This window comes from Brevibacillus centrosporus (assembly GCF_003710815.1).
Lineage (GTDB): Bacteria > Bacillota > Bacilli > Brevibacillales > Brevibacillaceae > Brevibacillus > Brevibacillus centrosporus.
The window spans coordinates 196,680-211,673 of record NZ_RHHP01000013.1 but is presented as its reverse complement, the minus strand read 5'-3'; the positions used below and the strand labels follow the sequence as shown (position 1 = coordinate 211,673).

General features: G+C 51.9%; 13 protein-coding genes and 8 tRNA genes. 17 read left to right on the top strand and 4 right to left on the bottom strand.

All coding sequences use genetic code 11. The features are described from left to right. Positions 1-51: 51 nt before the first annotated feature. The 6 genes from EDM55_RS13675 to EDM55_RS13650 all read left to right on the top strand — a co-directional run bounded on the left by EDM55_RS13675 (position 52) and on the right by EDM55_RS13650 (position 565). Positions 52-142 (top strand) — tRNA-Ser (locus EDM55_RS13675). 11 nt (positions 143-153) lie between these two features. Beyond that, positions 154-230, top strand: a tRNA-Met gene (locus EDM55_RS13670). 1 nt (position 231) lies between these two features. Beyond that, positions 232-305, top strand: a tRNA-Trp gene (locus tag EDM55_RS13665). Positions 306-327: 22 nt separating this feature from the next. Next, positions 328-403, top strand: a tRNA-His gene (locus tag EDM55_RS13660). A gap of 6 nt (positions 404-409) precedes the next feature. Then, positions 410-483 (top strand) — tRNA-Cys (locus EDM55_RS13655). 5 nt (positions 484-488) lie between these two features. After that, positions 489-565: transfer RNA gene (locus tag EDM55_RS13650), tRNA-Arg, on the top strand. 190 nt (positions 566-755) lie between these two features. Here EDM55_RS13650 and EDM55_RS13645 read toward each other — a convergent pair. Further along, positions 756-1,013, bottom strand: a complete 258-nt coding sequence (locus EDM55_RS13645) for a hypothetical protein (RefSeq protein WP_092267927.1) — start codon at positions 1,011-1,013, stop codon at positions 756-758. Between the two features lie 350 nt (positions 1,014-1,363). Here EDM55_RS13645 and EDM55_RS13640 point away from each other — a divergent pair. From EDM55_RS13640 to mnmL, 4 genes are all read left to right on the top strand, one after another. Then, positions 1,364-1,448, top strand: a tRNA-Leu gene (locus tag EDM55_RS13640). A 17-nt stretch (positions 1,449-1,465) separates the two neighbouring features. Then, a tRNA-Glu gene (locus tag EDM55_RS13635) sits at positions 1,466-1,542 on the top strand. Between the two features lie 265 nt (positions 1,543-1,807). Continuing rightward, positions 1,808-3,046 (top strand): glycosyltransferase family 2 protein, encoded by a 1,239-nt coding sequence (locus tag EDM55_RS13630; protein ID WP_092267928.1) that lies wholly within the window; start codon positions 1,808-1,810, stop codon positions 3,044-3,046. A 172-nt stretch (positions 3,047-3,218) separates the two neighbouring features. Beyond that, positions 3,219-4,193 (top strand): tRNA modification radical SAM protein MnmL/YtqA, encoded by a 975-nt coding sequence (mnmL, locus tag EDM55_RS13625; protein ID WP_092267929.1) that lies wholly within the window; start codon positions 3,219-3,221, stop codon positions 4,191-4,193. Positions 4,194-4,251: 58 nt separating this feature from the next. On the opposite strand, the gene EDM55_RS13620 is transcribed toward mnmL, so the two are convergent. Further along, positions 4,252-4,983, bottom strand: coding sequence for a glycerophosphodiester phosphodiesterase (locus EDM55_RS13620; RefSeq protein ID WP_092267930.1), 732 nt, complete (start codon positions 4,981-4,983; stop codon positions 4,252-4,254). A 104-nt stretch (positions 4,984-5,087) separates the two neighbouring features. Then, positions 5,088-5,168, bottom strand: coding sequence for a YjcZ family sporulation protein (locus EDM55_RS31450; protein WP_092267931.1), 81 nt, complete (start codon positions 5,166-5,168; stop codon positions 5,088-5,090). 209 nt (positions 5,169-5,377) lie between these two features. On the opposite strand from EDM55_RS31450, the gene ablB reads away from it, so the two are divergent. Further along, entirely contained in the window at positions 5,378-6,223 is an 846-nt protein-coding gene (gene ablB, locus EDM55_RS13610) for a putative beta-lysine N-acetyltransferase (RefSeq protein WP_092268197.1), read from the top strand. 5 nt (positions 6,224-6,228) lie between these two features. Here ablB and EDM55_RS13605 read toward each other — a convergent pair whose 3' ends face one another. After that, positions 6,229-7,779 carry a PucR family transcriptional regulator gene (locus EDM55_RS13605; protein WP_092267932.1) on the bottom strand — a complete coding sequence of 517 codons (1,551 nt, stop codon included), beginning with the start codon at positions 7,777-7,779 and terminating at the stop codon, positions 6,229-6,231. A 139-nt stretch (positions 7,780-7,918) separates the two neighbouring features. Here EDM55_RS13605 and EDM55_RS13600 point away from each other — a divergent pair, with 139 nt between their 5' ends. From EDM55_RS13600 to EDM55_RS13575, 6 genes are read left to right on the top strand one after another with little or no spacing between them, the layout of a single operon-like run. Beyond that, a complete protein-coding gene (locus EDM55_RS13600) occupies positions 7,919-9,271 on the top strand; it encodes an aspartate aminotransferase family protein (protein ID WP_122960543.1) in 1,353 nt (450 codons plus the stop codon). Between the two features lie 16 nt (positions 9,272-9,287). Then, positions 9,288-9,980, top strand: coding sequence for a 3-oxoacid CoA-transferase subunit A (locus EDM55_RS13595; protein ID WP_092267933.1), 693 nt, complete (start codon positions 9,288-9,290; stop codon positions 9,978-9,980). Further along, complete coding sequence (locus EDM55_RS13590; protein ID WP_092267934.1) at positions 9,962-10,639, top strand: 3-oxoacid CoA-transferase subunit B; 678 nt, start codon at positions 9,962-9,964, stop codon at positions 10,637-10,639. Before EDM55_RS13595 ends, EDM55_RS13590 begins: the two co-directional genes overlap by 19 nt. Before the next feature lie 56 nt (positions 10,640-10,695). Continuing rightward, positions 10,696-11,979 carry a peptidase gene (locus tag EDM55_RS13585; protein ID WP_122960537.1) on the top strand — a complete coding sequence of 428 codons (1,284 nt, stop codon included), beginning with the start codon at positions 10,696-10,698 and terminating at the stop codon, positions 11,977-11,979. Positions 11,980-11,995: 16 nt separating this feature from the next. Next, positions 11,996-13,354: a 4-aminobutyrate--2-oxoglutarate transaminase gene (gene gabT, locus EDM55_RS13580; protein WP_122960536.1), complete on the top strand. Its 1,359-nt coding sequence runs from the start codon at positions 11,996-11,998 to the stop codon at positions 13,352-13,354. 19 nt (positions 13,355-13,373) lie between these two features. After that, positions 13,374-14,792, top strand: a complete 1,419-nt coding sequence (locus EDM55_RS13575) for an aldehyde dehydrogenase family protein (protein WP_122960535.1) — start codon at positions 13,374-13,376, stop codon at positions 14,790-14,792. Positions 14,793-14,994 lie beyond the last annotated feature (202 nt).

Sequence of the window (14,994 nt, the reverse complement as noted above, 5' to 3'; positions counted from 1 at the left end):
ACATCTTAGCAAACATGCAGTTCCAGTTTTGAAGGAACATATATCTATCGCGGAGAGTTACCCAAGAGGCCGAAGGGGACGGTTTGCTAAACCGTTAGTATGCGCAAGCGTAGCGAGGGTTCGAATCCCTCACTCTCCGCCATTTTCTATTTTGGCGGCGTAGCTCAGCTGGTTAGAGCGTTCGGTTCATACCCGAAAGGTCGGGGGTTCGATTCCCTCCACCGCTACCAAAGGGGCATAGTTTAAAGGTAGAACGAAGGTCTCCAAAACCTTTGGTGTGGGTTCGATTCCTACTGCCCCTGCCAGAAGGACTTTAATCTTGCTATGGCGGTCGTGGCGAAGGGGTTAACGCACCGGATTGTGGCTCCGGCACTCGTGGGTTCAAGTCCCATCGATCGCCCCATGTTATGGGAGTATAGCCAAGTGGTAAGGCACGGGTCTGCAAAACCCTCATCCCCGGTTCAAATCCGGGTACTCCCTCCAATTCTGTCCCAGTAGCTCAGCTGGATAGAGCAACGGCCTTCTAAGCCGTCGGTCGGGAGTTCGAATCTCTCCTGGGACGCCATCGTTGCCTACTGGAAAAATACGAAAAGACCTCCTGTGTACTCAAGGGAATTGCTTTGAGTGTAAAGGAGGCTTTTTTGTATTCATTGAGAAAAAACGGGCAAATGCGATCCACGTATTCTTATTCAAGCTTACAAATTCCAAGTAGATTCATACTTTTAGCCTAGTGAGTAAACTAGAGTGAGGCGTAATCAAACAAACGGGTTGTAGTAGTAGAGCCCGTGAAGGTACCGTTTCTCTGCCTTACTCATCGCGACCTCTTTTTGCTGCTCCAGTGAGGCTTTCAGCTTCTCCCAAAACTCTGGTGTAGCGTCACACTGGTCTACGTTCCATTCCTCACCTACCAGGCCACGGATTAACTGCCAATCATCCGGGTTCTCATATTCCTCCATGCCACCGCCTATCAGCCTGATATCATGCAAGAGCAGCTTAATATTTTCAGGTATCATGGCAATCTCCCATCGGATCATTTTTGAATAGACGCTTCGTTCCATGCTGTTTCGCTTTAGTATTTTCCTCGGAGCATAGAAAATATGTATGGAAAGAGTGGAAAGACTTGTAGGAAATATTGTCGAGTGTGACGAATCTGTGATATTTTCCGAAAGAGTTTCTTACCGATATCAGAAAAGTTTTCTACACGGTCAGACCTGTTTCGACTCGACATATAATAAGAAAGAATTGAGGCTGTGAAAACGGATTTTATTTGAATGAAAATGGGCGCCGAACAGTCAGAAAATCGTATTGACTTACGAAAACGGATTGTGTATACTCGAGAACGTGATTGGGGATTAAAGGTTTTGCGGTCGTGGTGGAATTGGCAGACACACCATCTTGAGGGGGTGGCGGGGCGACCCGTGCGAGTTCGAGTCTCGCCGACCGCACCATAAAGAATGGACAGATTGGCCCGTTGGTGAAGCGGTTTAACACAGCAGCCTTTCACGCTGTCATACAGGGGTTCGAATCCCCTACGGGTCACCATTTTTTTAGTCAGACTGAATAATCGAAGCCTTTTGTTACGAAGGCTTTTTTTTCTGCTCACTGTCGTGAGATGTCGAATAGAAAGAAAGAAACGTGGGAAAGGTGATAGCAGTGCCTTCTTTTTCCCACTTTTGGGTCATTGCTAATGAATCGCATTTGATGTACACTCCCAATTGAGAGAAAAACAATAGAGAAATGTTGGAAAAACAACACTACCTGAACGAAAAACTGACCCAATTTTGATTCAGGTCGAGGAGAAGAACCCATGAGTGTATTTAGAGAGATCATTGAGGGATTATTCATCGGATTTAGTACAACGGTAGGTGTAGTCAGCACGTACCAAACACTGGTTTCCTGTGCAGGGCTGTTCCGCAAAAAGGAGCAAGTCACACATGAACCGGAGAAAACCTTTGCAGTGCTGATCGCGGCACATAACGAGAGCGCCGTTATCGCGCCACTGATTGAAAACCTGAAAAAGCTTGATTACCCGCGCGAGAAGTACGACATCTTCGTTATTTGTGACAATTGTACAGATAATACTGCGGAAATCAGCCGAGCTCATGGCGCGATTGCGTGCGAGCGATTTGACACATCGAAACGAGGAAAAGGCTTCGGGATTGAGTGGATGCTGGAAAATCTTTGGGCACGACCAGAGCAATACGATGCTGTCGTCATGTTTGACGCAGACAATCTGGTAGAGAAAAATTTCCTGCGTGTCATGAACGATCGTCTTTGCAAAGGGGCAAGAGTCATTCAAGGCTACCTCGATTCGAAAAACCCGTTCGATTCTTGGATTACCCTGTCTTACGCGGTGACCTACTGGTTCACCAACCGGATGTGGCAGCTGGCACGTCATAACCTTGGACTGCCGAACACATTAGGGGGTACTGGACTTTGCATCGAGAGCAGCCTGCTCAAGGAAATGGGCTGGGGTGCTACGAGCTTGACGGAAGACCTTGAGTTCGCCACACGCTGCATTGAACGGGGCATTTACCCGACATGGGCTCATGACACCAAGGTTTGGGATGAAAAGCCGATTGACCTGAAATCTTCCATGCGCCAACGTCTGCGTTGGATGCAAGGACACTACGATGTCGCTGGACGCTACATTGGTTCCGTTTTGAAAAACGGGATTACCAAAGGACGTTTGGGAATGCTGGATGCTGCATTTTATTTGTTCCAGCCGATGTACGTATTGATTGTAACGTTCATGTCTTTGGTGTTCTTGGGTCGATTCTTCGAAATTGATATGTTGATGCCTGCTGCAAGCATTTTACCTAGCTGGTTAGTATATACATCGACAGCAGTCTTCTATTTGCTGCCGTTCATGGCTCTATATCTGGAAAAAGTGCCTCTTAAGGGGTATCTGGGAATACTGTGTCTCCCGTTCTTTTTCCTCACCTGGCTCCCGATTATGTTTTACGCCTTCTTTACTAAGAAAAATCAGGTGTGGAGCCATACATCTCACAGTCGTGCAATTCGGATCGAGGAAATCCAGCAATAGCAGCTACACGTGTAAAAACCACAGGGGAACCTGTGGTTTTCCTGTTTTACGGGGGTGGCAGTGGTTGCCTCCAGTTGGTATAATAATTGGATCGAGTACCGAATCGTCAAACAGGATGGACGTAAGAGAGTGGCGACTGAAAGCAGCTTCGCCACGAGGAGGGAATACAGCAATGAAGCTCGCACCAAAGTGTTTCCATAACGAGTCTCCCTTGATGTGGGGAGATAAACGTTATCATACATGGAACTACCATTTGCGAAATACGTTTCACGAAAAAATCTTCAAGGTGCCGCTGGACGGGGGCTTCAGCTGCCCGAACCGAGATGGAAAGGTCGCGACTGGCGGCTGCACGTTTTGCAGTGCCAGAGGCTCGGGGGACTTCGCGGGTGACCGTCGAATGGACCTGGAACGCCAATTTCATGATGTGAAGAATCGCATGCATGAAAAGTGGCCGAGCGCCAAGTACCTCGGTTTCTTTCAAGCCTACACCAATACGTACGCACCTGTGGCTGAGCTGCGCGAGATGTATGAAGTCATCCTCAGGCAGGAGGGGGTTGTAGGGCTGTCGATCGCGACGCGTCCTGACTGCTTGCCGGACGATGTGGTGGAATATTTGGCTGAATTAAACGAGAGGACGTATTTGTGGGTAGAGCTCGGCTTGCAAACCATTCACGAACATACGGCCCAGCTGATCAACCGTGCGCATGACTACGAGTGCTATCTGCAGGCCGTTGAGAAGCTCCGTAAGCACAACATCCGCATCTGCTCCCACATTATTTACGGGCTGCCGGGAGAGACGCATGAAGAGATGATGCAGACGGCAAACGCAGTGGCGCATCTGGATGTGCAGGGAATCAAAATCCATCTGCTGCATCTTCTCCGCAAGACGCCGATGGTAAAGCAGTATGAAGCAGGGCTCCTGGAGTTCCTGTCGCAAGAAGAATACACCAAGCTGGTTGTGGATTCGCTGGAGGTCTTGCCGCCAGAGATGATCGTGCACCGCATTACAGGCGATGGCCCTCCAGACCTGCTGATTGGTCCTATGTGGAGCCGAAAGAAATGGGAAGTCCTCAATGGCATCGATGCTGAGTTGAAAAATCGCAACTCGTGGCAAGGGAAATTTTTCGTTCCGCAAATGAACGGATGATAAAGCGACACAGCAAAAGGGAGCCGATGAAAGGAGGCTCCCTTTTTGTTACAGCTGATTACGAACGGGCTCGCAGGATCTTTCGTGCTCGCCCGGGGTAATTGGTGATCAGGCCATCGACACCCATATCGAAGGCATCCTGGATGTCCTTGGAGCTGTTCACGGTCCATCCGAGAACAGTGAGGTTATGCTTGTGGGATTCCTTGACCAGCTGTGCCGATAGCTGATCCATAGGTACATGCAACTGATCGGCAGCATAGCGCTTGGCGACTTCCCAGGGACGCGGAATCGGGCCGACATACAGCAGACCCGTAGTCAGAGCGGGATCCAGCTGTTTGATGCGCTGCAAGCTGTCGAAGTTAAATGAGGAGATGATGGTTCGGTCCGTCAGATGATAACGTCGGATCTGCTCAATAACGAGCTCCTCCAGATGCGGCTGATCGGAGAGAAAGTTTTTCAGTTCAATGATAAAGTGGAGGGGCGTTTCGGCAAAAGCATGGAAGACCTCGCGCAGCGTCGGGATCCTCGCGCGAGAATAACGAGAGGATGAGCCTCTGTCAGCACGAAATTGTCGAAGCTCTTGCAAGGTATGCCTGCGGACAAGACCACTGCCTGTGGTTGTGCGATCCAGTGTATGGTCGTGAATGACGACGAGTTTATCGTCACGGGTCAGCTGCACATCCAGCTCGATGCCGTCAGCACGACGCCGAACAGCCGCGTAAAAAGACTCCATGGTGTTTTCCGGAAAAAGGCCGGAAGCACCGCGATGGGCGTAGATGAGGGGAGTCACGTGAGCTTCCTCCTTTCAAAGACAGACTTAAATCCACATACTACCATGATATGTAAAAAGCCCCTCGATACTACCGCGATGAGGGGCGCGACGTAAACAGCGGACTATCCAATTGCGCTGAGCACGATCACCAGAAGGATGAAAAGCACCAGTACCAGGGCGAAATTGTTGTTTCCAATACTCATGAAAATCCCCTCCTTCCCCGTCTTTGACTGTTCCTTCTATCATGCTATGAGCGGAAGGTACAAATGGCTCTCATCGAATACCTATCTCAAGACAATAGAAGAGGGAAATGATGCTCCGGCAGCAACGAAGCAGGATTTTATACAGATTGGCAGATGACGCAGAATTTCCGTTTGCTACAATGAATAGAGAACGGAAAGGGGAGTGCGTCATGGTAAATGTAGAGATCATGCTCGCCTCAGGGGATCTGGTCGTGGACCAGCAAAACCGGCGGGTGAAGCTGCACGTATATGACCCGAATCAGGTCGTGGTGCTTGATCAATGGATGAGAAAGCTTGCACAAGAGTCTGGCGCGACAAAGCTCATTGTCTACGGCAAAAAAGCGGATGTGGAAAAATGGACCGCTTTGGGGTACGCGCTGGAAGGTGTCATCGAAGGCTTTTTTCATGGAGAAAATGCACAAATGCTCTCTAGCTTTCTGACGAAGGAGCGGGCTACTTCCGTCGCACCTGAACTCGCGGAAGAAGTACTTGCGCTTAGCCTTGGCAAACAAGGCAACGGCGAGGAGAAGGCACTGCCGGCAGGCTATTCCATGCGAGAGGCGGGTGAGGCAGACGCGGAGGAGCTTGCGAAGCTGTATGCACTCGTGTTTGCTACCTATCCGACACCGATGGATGACCCTGTCTATGTCCGTAAAACGATGGAGGAAGGGACTCGATACATGGTCGTCGAGTACGAGGGGAAAATCGCTTGTGCCGCATCAGCGGAAGTGAACGAGCGGATGGGCTCTGCCGAAATGACGGACTGCGCCACTCACCCCGATCACGGGGGCAAAGGACTCCTCCAAGCGTTGTTTGTTGCGCTGGAACGCAAAATGGAGGAATCCGGCATTTACTACTTGTATTCGCTTACCCGCGCGCAATCACCAGGGATGAATGTGACTGCCGCGAAAATGGGCTATACGTATCGCGGGAGATTGATCAACAACTGCACGATATTTTCCGGCTACGAAGATATGAATATTTGGGTGAAGCCACTCCGCCCATCCTGGGAGTAAGAAAGCTAGGGCTGCGCCTGTGAAGGATAGAGCTGTTGCTGGAGACTGCGCGCCATGAGAGCGAGTTGCAGCTGCCAGCGTTGATGCGCATCCTCCAGGTGGTAGCCCGTTTTTTCTTCAATCTGGGTGAGTCGGTATTTCAGGGTATGGCGATGAATATATAAGGCTTGGGACGTTTGAAGTCCGTTGCCGTTCTGCTGCAGGTACACGCTTAACGTCTCCAGCAGCTGCTGATTATGTTTGCTATCGTATCCGATCAGTGGTGCGAGCAAAGGCTTCCATAGCTGCTGCAAAGCCTCTTCACTGCGATGGTAAGGAAACAGAAACTGATAGCCTTGCATGTCACGATAGCGCAAGATGCCCGGAGGTTTTGCGAGCAGCGGGTAAGCCTGCAGGGCAAAGGTGGCTTCCTCAGCCGCAGTAGCTACGTCAGAGAGCTGCTGACGAGGGGTGCTCAAGGCTAAATGGAGCGAATACTCCTTGTGCAGCTGCTCCCAGCGCTGCGCGAATAGCTCCAAAAGCTGCAGGCTCGCACGATTGTCGGGGAAAACGAACAGTAAATAATGAGGGCGCTCACGGAGCAGGTAGGAGCGCTGCTGACGATCACACAGCCTGCGCATCAGCATGATGGCACTTTGATGCAGCTCGTAGAGACCAGCATCGTCGCTCACATCTACTTTTAGAGCAGCAACCAAGTGTCCACCAGCCAAAGGATAGCCCAGCATCCGACAGCGGCTTTCCAATTCCGAATGGCTCATCTGCTTGCCATTTAACAGCTCTTCTACAAAGTCCCCTTTTAACCGCCATTCCGTTGCAGAAACGGCTCGTTCTTTTACATATTCCAACGCACAGAGGGTCGAGGCGTGCTGCAGTGCCACATCATCGAGCTCTTTCCATGCATGCAAAGGCTTGACCAACGAAAGAGTGCCAAAATGCTCGCGATTGGCGCGGATCGGGATCGAGTGGGTGCTACCTTCTCCCTCGGCTTCTTCTCTTTGCTCTGTTGTTCCATGCTGAGTCACCTCAAAGCCCAAGGCATCAACCAGTGATACGACTCCACCCGTGAGCGTTGCCAATTCGGCTGCGATGGCGGCTAATCCTCCCCGGGAGAGAGCGGCGTCAATCATGCGGTTGTGAATTGCTTGCGAATAAGCCAGGGTCTCGAACTGGCGGTTGATAATAGGCTGCAGGATGGCCTTTGTAATCGTCGAAAAATTGATTTCCGCCGGGATTTCAATGAGGGGCAGCTGCAGCTGGTCGGCCACCTCGATAAAAGCGGCAGGGATCTCTCGCAAATAAAATCCGGTATGAATCGCTACCCCGCTCAGCTTTTGGCTGGCAAGGGATGGGATGAAGGAAGAGAGACGCTCCGTGTTGTCAGCAAGCCCAAAGCCTGTCGTGATGAGAAACTCCCCTTCCTGCAGCCGTGTCGCGTCCTCCAGTACTTCTACTATCGTCACCCAGCGAATGGGGTTGTCCAATCCACCAGCGCCGGCAATCAATCTGGTCTGAACCATATCAGGCAATTGAAGGGCCTCCCGAATGGTAATGCTCATAGTGATCCCTCCGAAAAAGTTCTTTATACAAAATGTACAAAAGATTTTGTCTCTTTTCCATGTTTTTTTGCCAGCTCGTCGGATGGCGCTTGCGCTTCGGTCGGATAGGATGAAGGTAGAGAAAAGCGAGGTGGCGACAATGGAAAGAAGTTATGTCATTAAGCCTGAACTGGGAAAGGCCTATCCGGTCATCTCTCATGGGAAAGGGATTTATCTCTACGATAAAGAGGGAAAACAATACATCGATGGATGCAGCGGTGCCGTTACAGCCCTCATCGGCCATGCGGTAGACGAAGTCGTGGATGCCATGTACGAGCAAGCCAAGAGCATTTCCTTCGCGTATCGCTCTCATTTCAGCAGTGATGCTGTTGAGCAGCTGGGGAAAAAGCTGGCGGAGTGGGCACCGGGCTCCCTCAACTGGACGTTCTTCGTCAGCAGTGGTTCTGAAGCGACGGAGACGGCACAAAAAATAGCCATTCAATATTGGCAGGAACAAGGAAATTTCACGAAAAACCGCATCATTTCCCGCTGGATGAGCTATCACGGAATCACGATGGGAGCCTTGTCGATGTCCGGGCATGTGCTGCGCCGCAAACGGTTTGTGCCATTGCTCGAAGACTACCCGGCGATTACGGGGCCGTACCCTTACCGTAAGCCAGAAGGAATCAGCCTGGAAGAATACGCGATGCAATGTGCGAACGAGCTGGAGACAGCCATCCTGCGCGTAGGACCCGAGCAGGTAGCCGCCTTCATCGCTGAGCCGGTTATCGGGGCGACTGCGGGTGCTGTGGTTCCTCCACCGGGGTACTTCCAGCGAATCCGTGAAATTTGTGATAAATACAACGTGCTGTTCATTGCCGATGAAGTCATGACTGGAATGGGACGAACTGGAAAAGCATTTGGGGTAGATCACTGGGGCGTCGTGCCTGACATGATTACGATCGGAAAAGGTATGAGCGCAGGATATACGCCGATGGCCGCAACGATCGTGACAGAGGAGATCATTGAAGTCATCCAAAAAGGCAGCGCTTCCATCATGGCAGGACATACGTACAGCGCCAACCCACAGTCCGCAGCCGTATCTTTGGCTGTCCTGAACTATATTGAGAAGAACAATCTGATTGAGAAATCGGCCGAAAACGGTGCTTACCTGCTGCAACGCCTGCAAGGGCTCGCAGACGAGCTGCCTCTAGTCGGAGATGCCCGCGGATTGGGTATGCTGTGCGGACTCGAGTTTGTGAAAAACAAGCAGACCAAAGAGCCGTTCGCCCTCTCTGAAAACGTGAGCGCGAAGGTGATTGCCAAAGCATTTGAAAAGGGCTTGCTGGTGTATCCGGCAGTCGGAGGAATTGATGGTGTAGCAGGTGATTCGGTCATTCTCGCACCGCCGCTTACGATTACCCAAGAAGAAATTGATACACTGATCGGCATTTTGAAAGAGGCGATTGAAGCCGTTCAGCAAGAGCTGCAGCAAAAAGCGTTGATCGGATAGAAGGGAGCGCGCGTTCATGACTAATCGATTTGAAAAAGTGATTTCCATGGAGGAAGCGCTGACACATTTCCGCGATGGAATGACGCTGATGTCTGGCGGATTCGGTGGAGTGGGCAATCCACCCTCGCTGATTCAGGGGATTTTAGATAAAGGTGTCCGCGAAATTACTCTGGTCAGCAATGACACAGCGTTTCCTCACATCGGCATCGGCAAGCTGGTAACAGAAAAGCGAGTCAAAAAGGTGATCGCATCTCACATCGGGTCGAATCCAAATGCGGGCGCCCAGATGACAGCAGGCGAGCTCGAGGTGGAGTTTTGCCCTCAGGGTATCCTGGCAGAGCGCGTGCGGGCAGGTGGTGTCGGTCTGGGCGGGATCTTGTCCGATGTCGGAATCGGCACGATCGCGGAAAAGGGAAAGCAAAAAGTCGTAGTGGGAGACAAAGAGTACTTGCTGGAGACGCCGCTCACCGCGGAAGTATCGATCATTCACGCCAAAAAAGCGGATCGCTACGGGAATCTCGTTTATGATACTAGCGCACGAAACTTTAACCCGCTGGTGGCGATGGCAGGAGACATCACAATTGTGGAAGCGGATGAAATCGTCGAGATTGGCGAGCTGTCGCCGGAGGAGATCGTAACACCAGGCGTTTTCATTAACTTTATCGTGCAGAGCGAAGGGGTGAACTGGCAATGGGCGTGGGAGAAGTAAAAGAGACCGAGAGCTACCGAGAGCGGATTGCCCGGCGTGCAGCGTTGGAAGTCGAGGATGGCATGATCATCAACCTCGGTATCGGCATCCCGACGCTGGTTGCTGATTTTATTCCGGCTGATGTGCGCGTGATGTTTCACGCAGAGAACGGCATTTTAGGTACGGGACCTAGCCCAGTAAAGGGTGAGGAAAACCCGATGCTCTGCAATGCTGGCGGCTTTCCCGTCACACTGGCGACTGGAGCTTCCTTTTTTGACAGCGCTACGGCGTTTGCCATCATCCGACGTGGGCTGCTCGATATGACGATCCTCGGAGTATTAGAGGTAAGCCAGAGCGGCGATATCGCCAACTGGATCGTCCCAGGCAAACGCGTACCTGGCATGGGGGGAGCGATGGAACTGGCACAGAAGGCGAAGAAAGTCATGGTCGTCACTACCCATTTGGATAAAAACGGACGCTCCAAGATCGTCAGGGAGTGCTCGCTGCCACTGACCGCTCGTGGCGCAGCCGATTGGATCATCACCGACATGGCTGTCATGGAGGTCAAGTCAGACGGTCTCTATCTGCGCGAGGTGATGTATCCGTATTGTGTAGCGGATGTGATCGGGGCGACAGAAGCAGAACTGAAGATCGAAGGCGAAGTAGCCGTTTTTCGTTAATGAGGTTTTCTTACTATACGGGCAATACCAAATTTCCGCGAGTCAGGAGGAGAACCATGGCAGACTGGCAGACTCTTATTCGGGAGCAGTTGGAAAAGGATCGGGATGAGGCAACAGCGCTGTTGCAGGCATGGGTAAAAAATCCGAGCGTACAGGGCGAGGAAGAATCTATCCAAGAGAGCATTGCGAAAACGCTGGCATCGATGGGCTTGGACGTCGATTTGTGGGTGATGGAGGGGGAGGAGCTCCTATCTCACCCGTACTTTGTGTCCCCGCGTACGGTCTTTACGGGCAGTCCAAACGTAGTTGGGGTATGGAAGGGCGCAGGTGAGGGGCGCTCCCTCATTTTAAACGGTCATGTGGACGTAGTGCCTGCCGGTGACCGGGCACAGTGGAGCGATGATCCGTTCAGTGGAAAAATTGAGGACGGAAAGCTGTATGGACGCGGAGCAACCGACATGAAAGGGGGAAATCTTTCTTCCCTCTTGGCTATTTCGGTCCTGCAGAAGCTCGGTGTAAAGCTGAAAGGCGACGTCATTTTCCAAAGCGTCGTTGAAGAGGAGAGCGGCGGTGCGGGTACCTTGGCGACCATCCTGCGCGGCTACAAGGCAGATGCGGCACTGATACCAGAACCCACGAACATGAAGATTTTCCCGAAGCAGCAAGGCTCGATGTGGTTCCGTCTTTCTGTGAAAGGCCGCTCTGCACATGGGGGAACCCGTTACGAAGGCGTGAGTGCCATCGAAAAGAGCCTGGCTGTCGTGCAAGCAATCGGAAAGCTGGAAAAAGATCGAAACGATCGTTTGGACGATCCGCTCTATGAGAAACTTCCGATTCCTATCCCGATCAACATCGGGGTCATCGAGGGAGGAAAATGGCCCTCTTCTGTTGCCGATCTCGTTAAGCTAGAAGGTCGAATGGGAGTCGCACCAGGAGAACAGATGGAGGATGCAAAGGCAGAGATGACCGCTGCATTGAAGCGACTGGCTGAAGTCGATCCCTGGTTTGCCGAGCAGCCGGTGGAGCTGGAGTGGTATGGGGCGCGATGGGTACCGGGCTCCGTAGCGGAAGACCATCCATTAATGAATATTCTACATCGCCAGTTTGAGGCAGTAACAGGGAAGCGGGCTGTTGTCGAAGCTTCTCCATGGGGAACAGATGGCGGCTTGCTGACGGCGCTCGCCGACACGCCTGCTATCGTCGTAGGCCCTGGAGTTACACAGGTTGCCCATTATCCCAACGAACATATCGTACTCGACGATGTCTTTACGTGCGCAGAGATCTTTGCACTAGCCTTGATTGAATGGTGCGGTGTTGCCGAACAAAATACCCAGAACTAGAGGGAGAGGGATATACATGAGTCCGATCACCACAAAGTTTATTCAACTGAAAACAGCTGTTCCTGGACCAAAATCGCAGGAGATGCTCGCGAAAAAGGAAGCCAATGTTCCACGGGGGCCATCCAATACGACTCCAGCTTTTGTAGCCAAAGCGGAAGGCGCACTCTTGACCGATATCGACGGCAACACCTTCATCGACTTTGCTGGGGCGATCGGCTCCATCAATGCTGGTCACTGCCCGCCCGCTGTGGTCGAGGCGCTCAAGGCACAGCTGGATCAATACATACACACATGCTTCCACGTGATGATGTATGAGCCGTATGTCCAGCTAGCAGAAAAGCTCAATCAAATCACGCCGGGCGACCACGCGAAAAAGACCTTCTTCCTCAACAGCGGAGCAGAAGCAGTCGAGAATGCGGTGAAAATCGCACGCAAATACACAGGGCGCAAGGCAATCATCTCGTTCGAGCGCGGCTTCCACGGACGCACGCTGCTGGCGATGTCGCTGACGAGCAAAGTACGTCCGTACAAATACGAATTCGGGCCGTTTGCTCCTGACACCTACAAAATGACCTACCCGTACTACTATCGTTCTCCATACGATGCATCTCCAGAAGAGACCGATGCAGAGGTATTGCGCCGCTTTGAAGACTTCTTCCTCGCAGAGGTTGCTGCAGACAACGTAGCTGCAATCATCATGGAGCCTGTGCAAGGCGAAGGTGGATTCGTGGTACCATCCAAAACATTTGTCAAAGGCGTCAAGGCGATTTGCGAAAAGTATGGCATTCTCCTGATTGCAGATGAAGTGCAAACCGGATTTGGCCGCACTGGTAAAATGTTTGCGATGGAGCACTATGATGTTGTGCCGGATATCATTACTATGTCCAAGTCCATGGGGGCTGGTATGCCGATCAGTGCGGTGACCGGTCGTGCGGAAATCATGGATGCACCAAACCCGGGTGAAATCGGTGGTACCTATGGAGGCAGCCCGCTCGGTTGTATCGCTGCGTTGAAAGTCATCGAAATGATGGAGCAAGACGGATTCTTGGATCATGCCAATAAAGTGGGCAGTACAATTCTCAATCGTTTCGAGAAATTCAAACAGCAATTTGCTGAAGTAGGCGATGCTCGCGGACTGGGAGCAATGTGCGCGATCGAGCTTGTGAAGGACAAAGGATCGAAGGAGCCGAATAAAGAGCTGACGGCCAAAATCGTGCAGGCTTGCTATCAAAACGGCTTGGTTGTCATGGCAGCAGGTTTGTACAGCAATGTCATTCGTGTACTGTCGCCACTGGTCATTTCCGATGAGCAGCTGGAAGAAGGCTTGAACGTACTGGAAAGCGTCCTGGCTGAGCTGTGCACACCTAATCACTAATTGGACGGAGGCGGTTGTTTTGAAGAAAAACTGCTTTATTGGCGGGCAATGGGTAGAAGCTTCGGTGTATGCGCCGTTGTATTCTCCATACAGTGGCGAGGAAATCGCTCAAATACCGCAGGCTGATCCAGAAACGGTGCAAAAGGCAATTGACGCTGCAGAAGAAGCGACAGCAGTCATGAGACGCATGCCTGCCTATCAGCGGGCGGCGATTTTGGAGAAAATGTCTCTGCTCATGGACGAACGCCTGGAGGAGGCTGCGCGGATCATCGCATTGGAAGCGGGAAAGCCGATCAAAACCGCTCGTGGAGAAGTGATTCGGACGATTCAGACGTACAAGTTTGCGGCTGAGGAAGCGAAGCGTATTCACGGCGAAACGCTGCCACTGGATGCGGCGATTGGCGGCGAAGGCAGGCTCGCTTACACCGTGCGAGAGCCACTGGGCGTGATCGGGGCGATTACTCCATTCAATTTCCCGATGAATCTGGTTGCCCACAAAGTAGGGCCAGCGCTTGCTGCAGGAAATGCAGTTGTCTTGAAGCCAGCCTCCCAAACACCATTGTCTGCCTTTTTCCTGGCGGAGATCGCTGAGCAGGCGGGTGCCCCTGCAGGCGCTCTGAACGTCGTCACGGGCAGCGGGGCGTCCGTTGGTGACCTCCTGGTGAAAGACCCGCGCGTGAAAGCGTTGACCTTTACGGGAAGCCCAGCCGTTGGGATCGATATCCGGAATCGGGCAGGACTGAAGCGCGTTACATTGGAGCTCGGATCTAACTCCGCAGTGATTATTGATAAAGATGTCAATGTTGACGAGGTAATCCCACGCTGCATTTTCGGAGCTTTTGCTTACTCCGGTCAAGTGTGCATTTCCGTTCAACGCATTTATGTAGTCAAAGACCGCTTCGAGGAATTCGTAACCAAGTTTGTGGCGGAGACGAAGAAGCTTCGCGGGGGAGATTCCCTGTCGGAAGAGGCGGATTATTCGGCAATGATCAATCCGCGTGAGACAGAGCGGGCAGTGAACTGGATCGAGGAAGCTAAGCAAAATGGCGCACGCGTGGAATGTGGCGGAGAAGTAGTCGATCGCATGCTCCAGCCAACGGTACTGACAGGAGTTCCTGCAGATGCAAAAGTATCCTGCCAAGAAGTTTTCGGTCCAGTAGTTCTGGTCAATGCAGTCGAGTCTGTCCAGGAGGCAATCAGTCTCGTTAACGATTCGCGTTATGGCTTGCAGGCTGGTTTGTATACGAACAACCTGTCGCTCGCACTGCAGGCAGCAGATGAGCTTCATGTTGGCGGTGTGATGATTAACGATATCCCTACCTTCCGTGTGGATCATATGCCATATGGAGGCGTCAAGGAAAGCGGTATGGGGCGTGAAGGGGTCAAGTACGCGATCGAAGAGCTCACGGAGCTGAAGCTGGTTGTCGTCAAGAAATAGTAGAAAGAGTAAAAAGCCTGGTTTCCTGTCACAGAAGTGGAGGAGCCAAGGCTTTTTTCATTGAGCAAGTCGATATCTGCTAACCAGGTCTGTAGCAGAGGGGCGCAGCTAGCCAGTTAGCTGGTAATGTGGCCAACGTTTTCTAGTGCTGGGCTCTTGCGCATGGGAAAGCAGCTATGCTATAGTAATACTTGTTGAAACG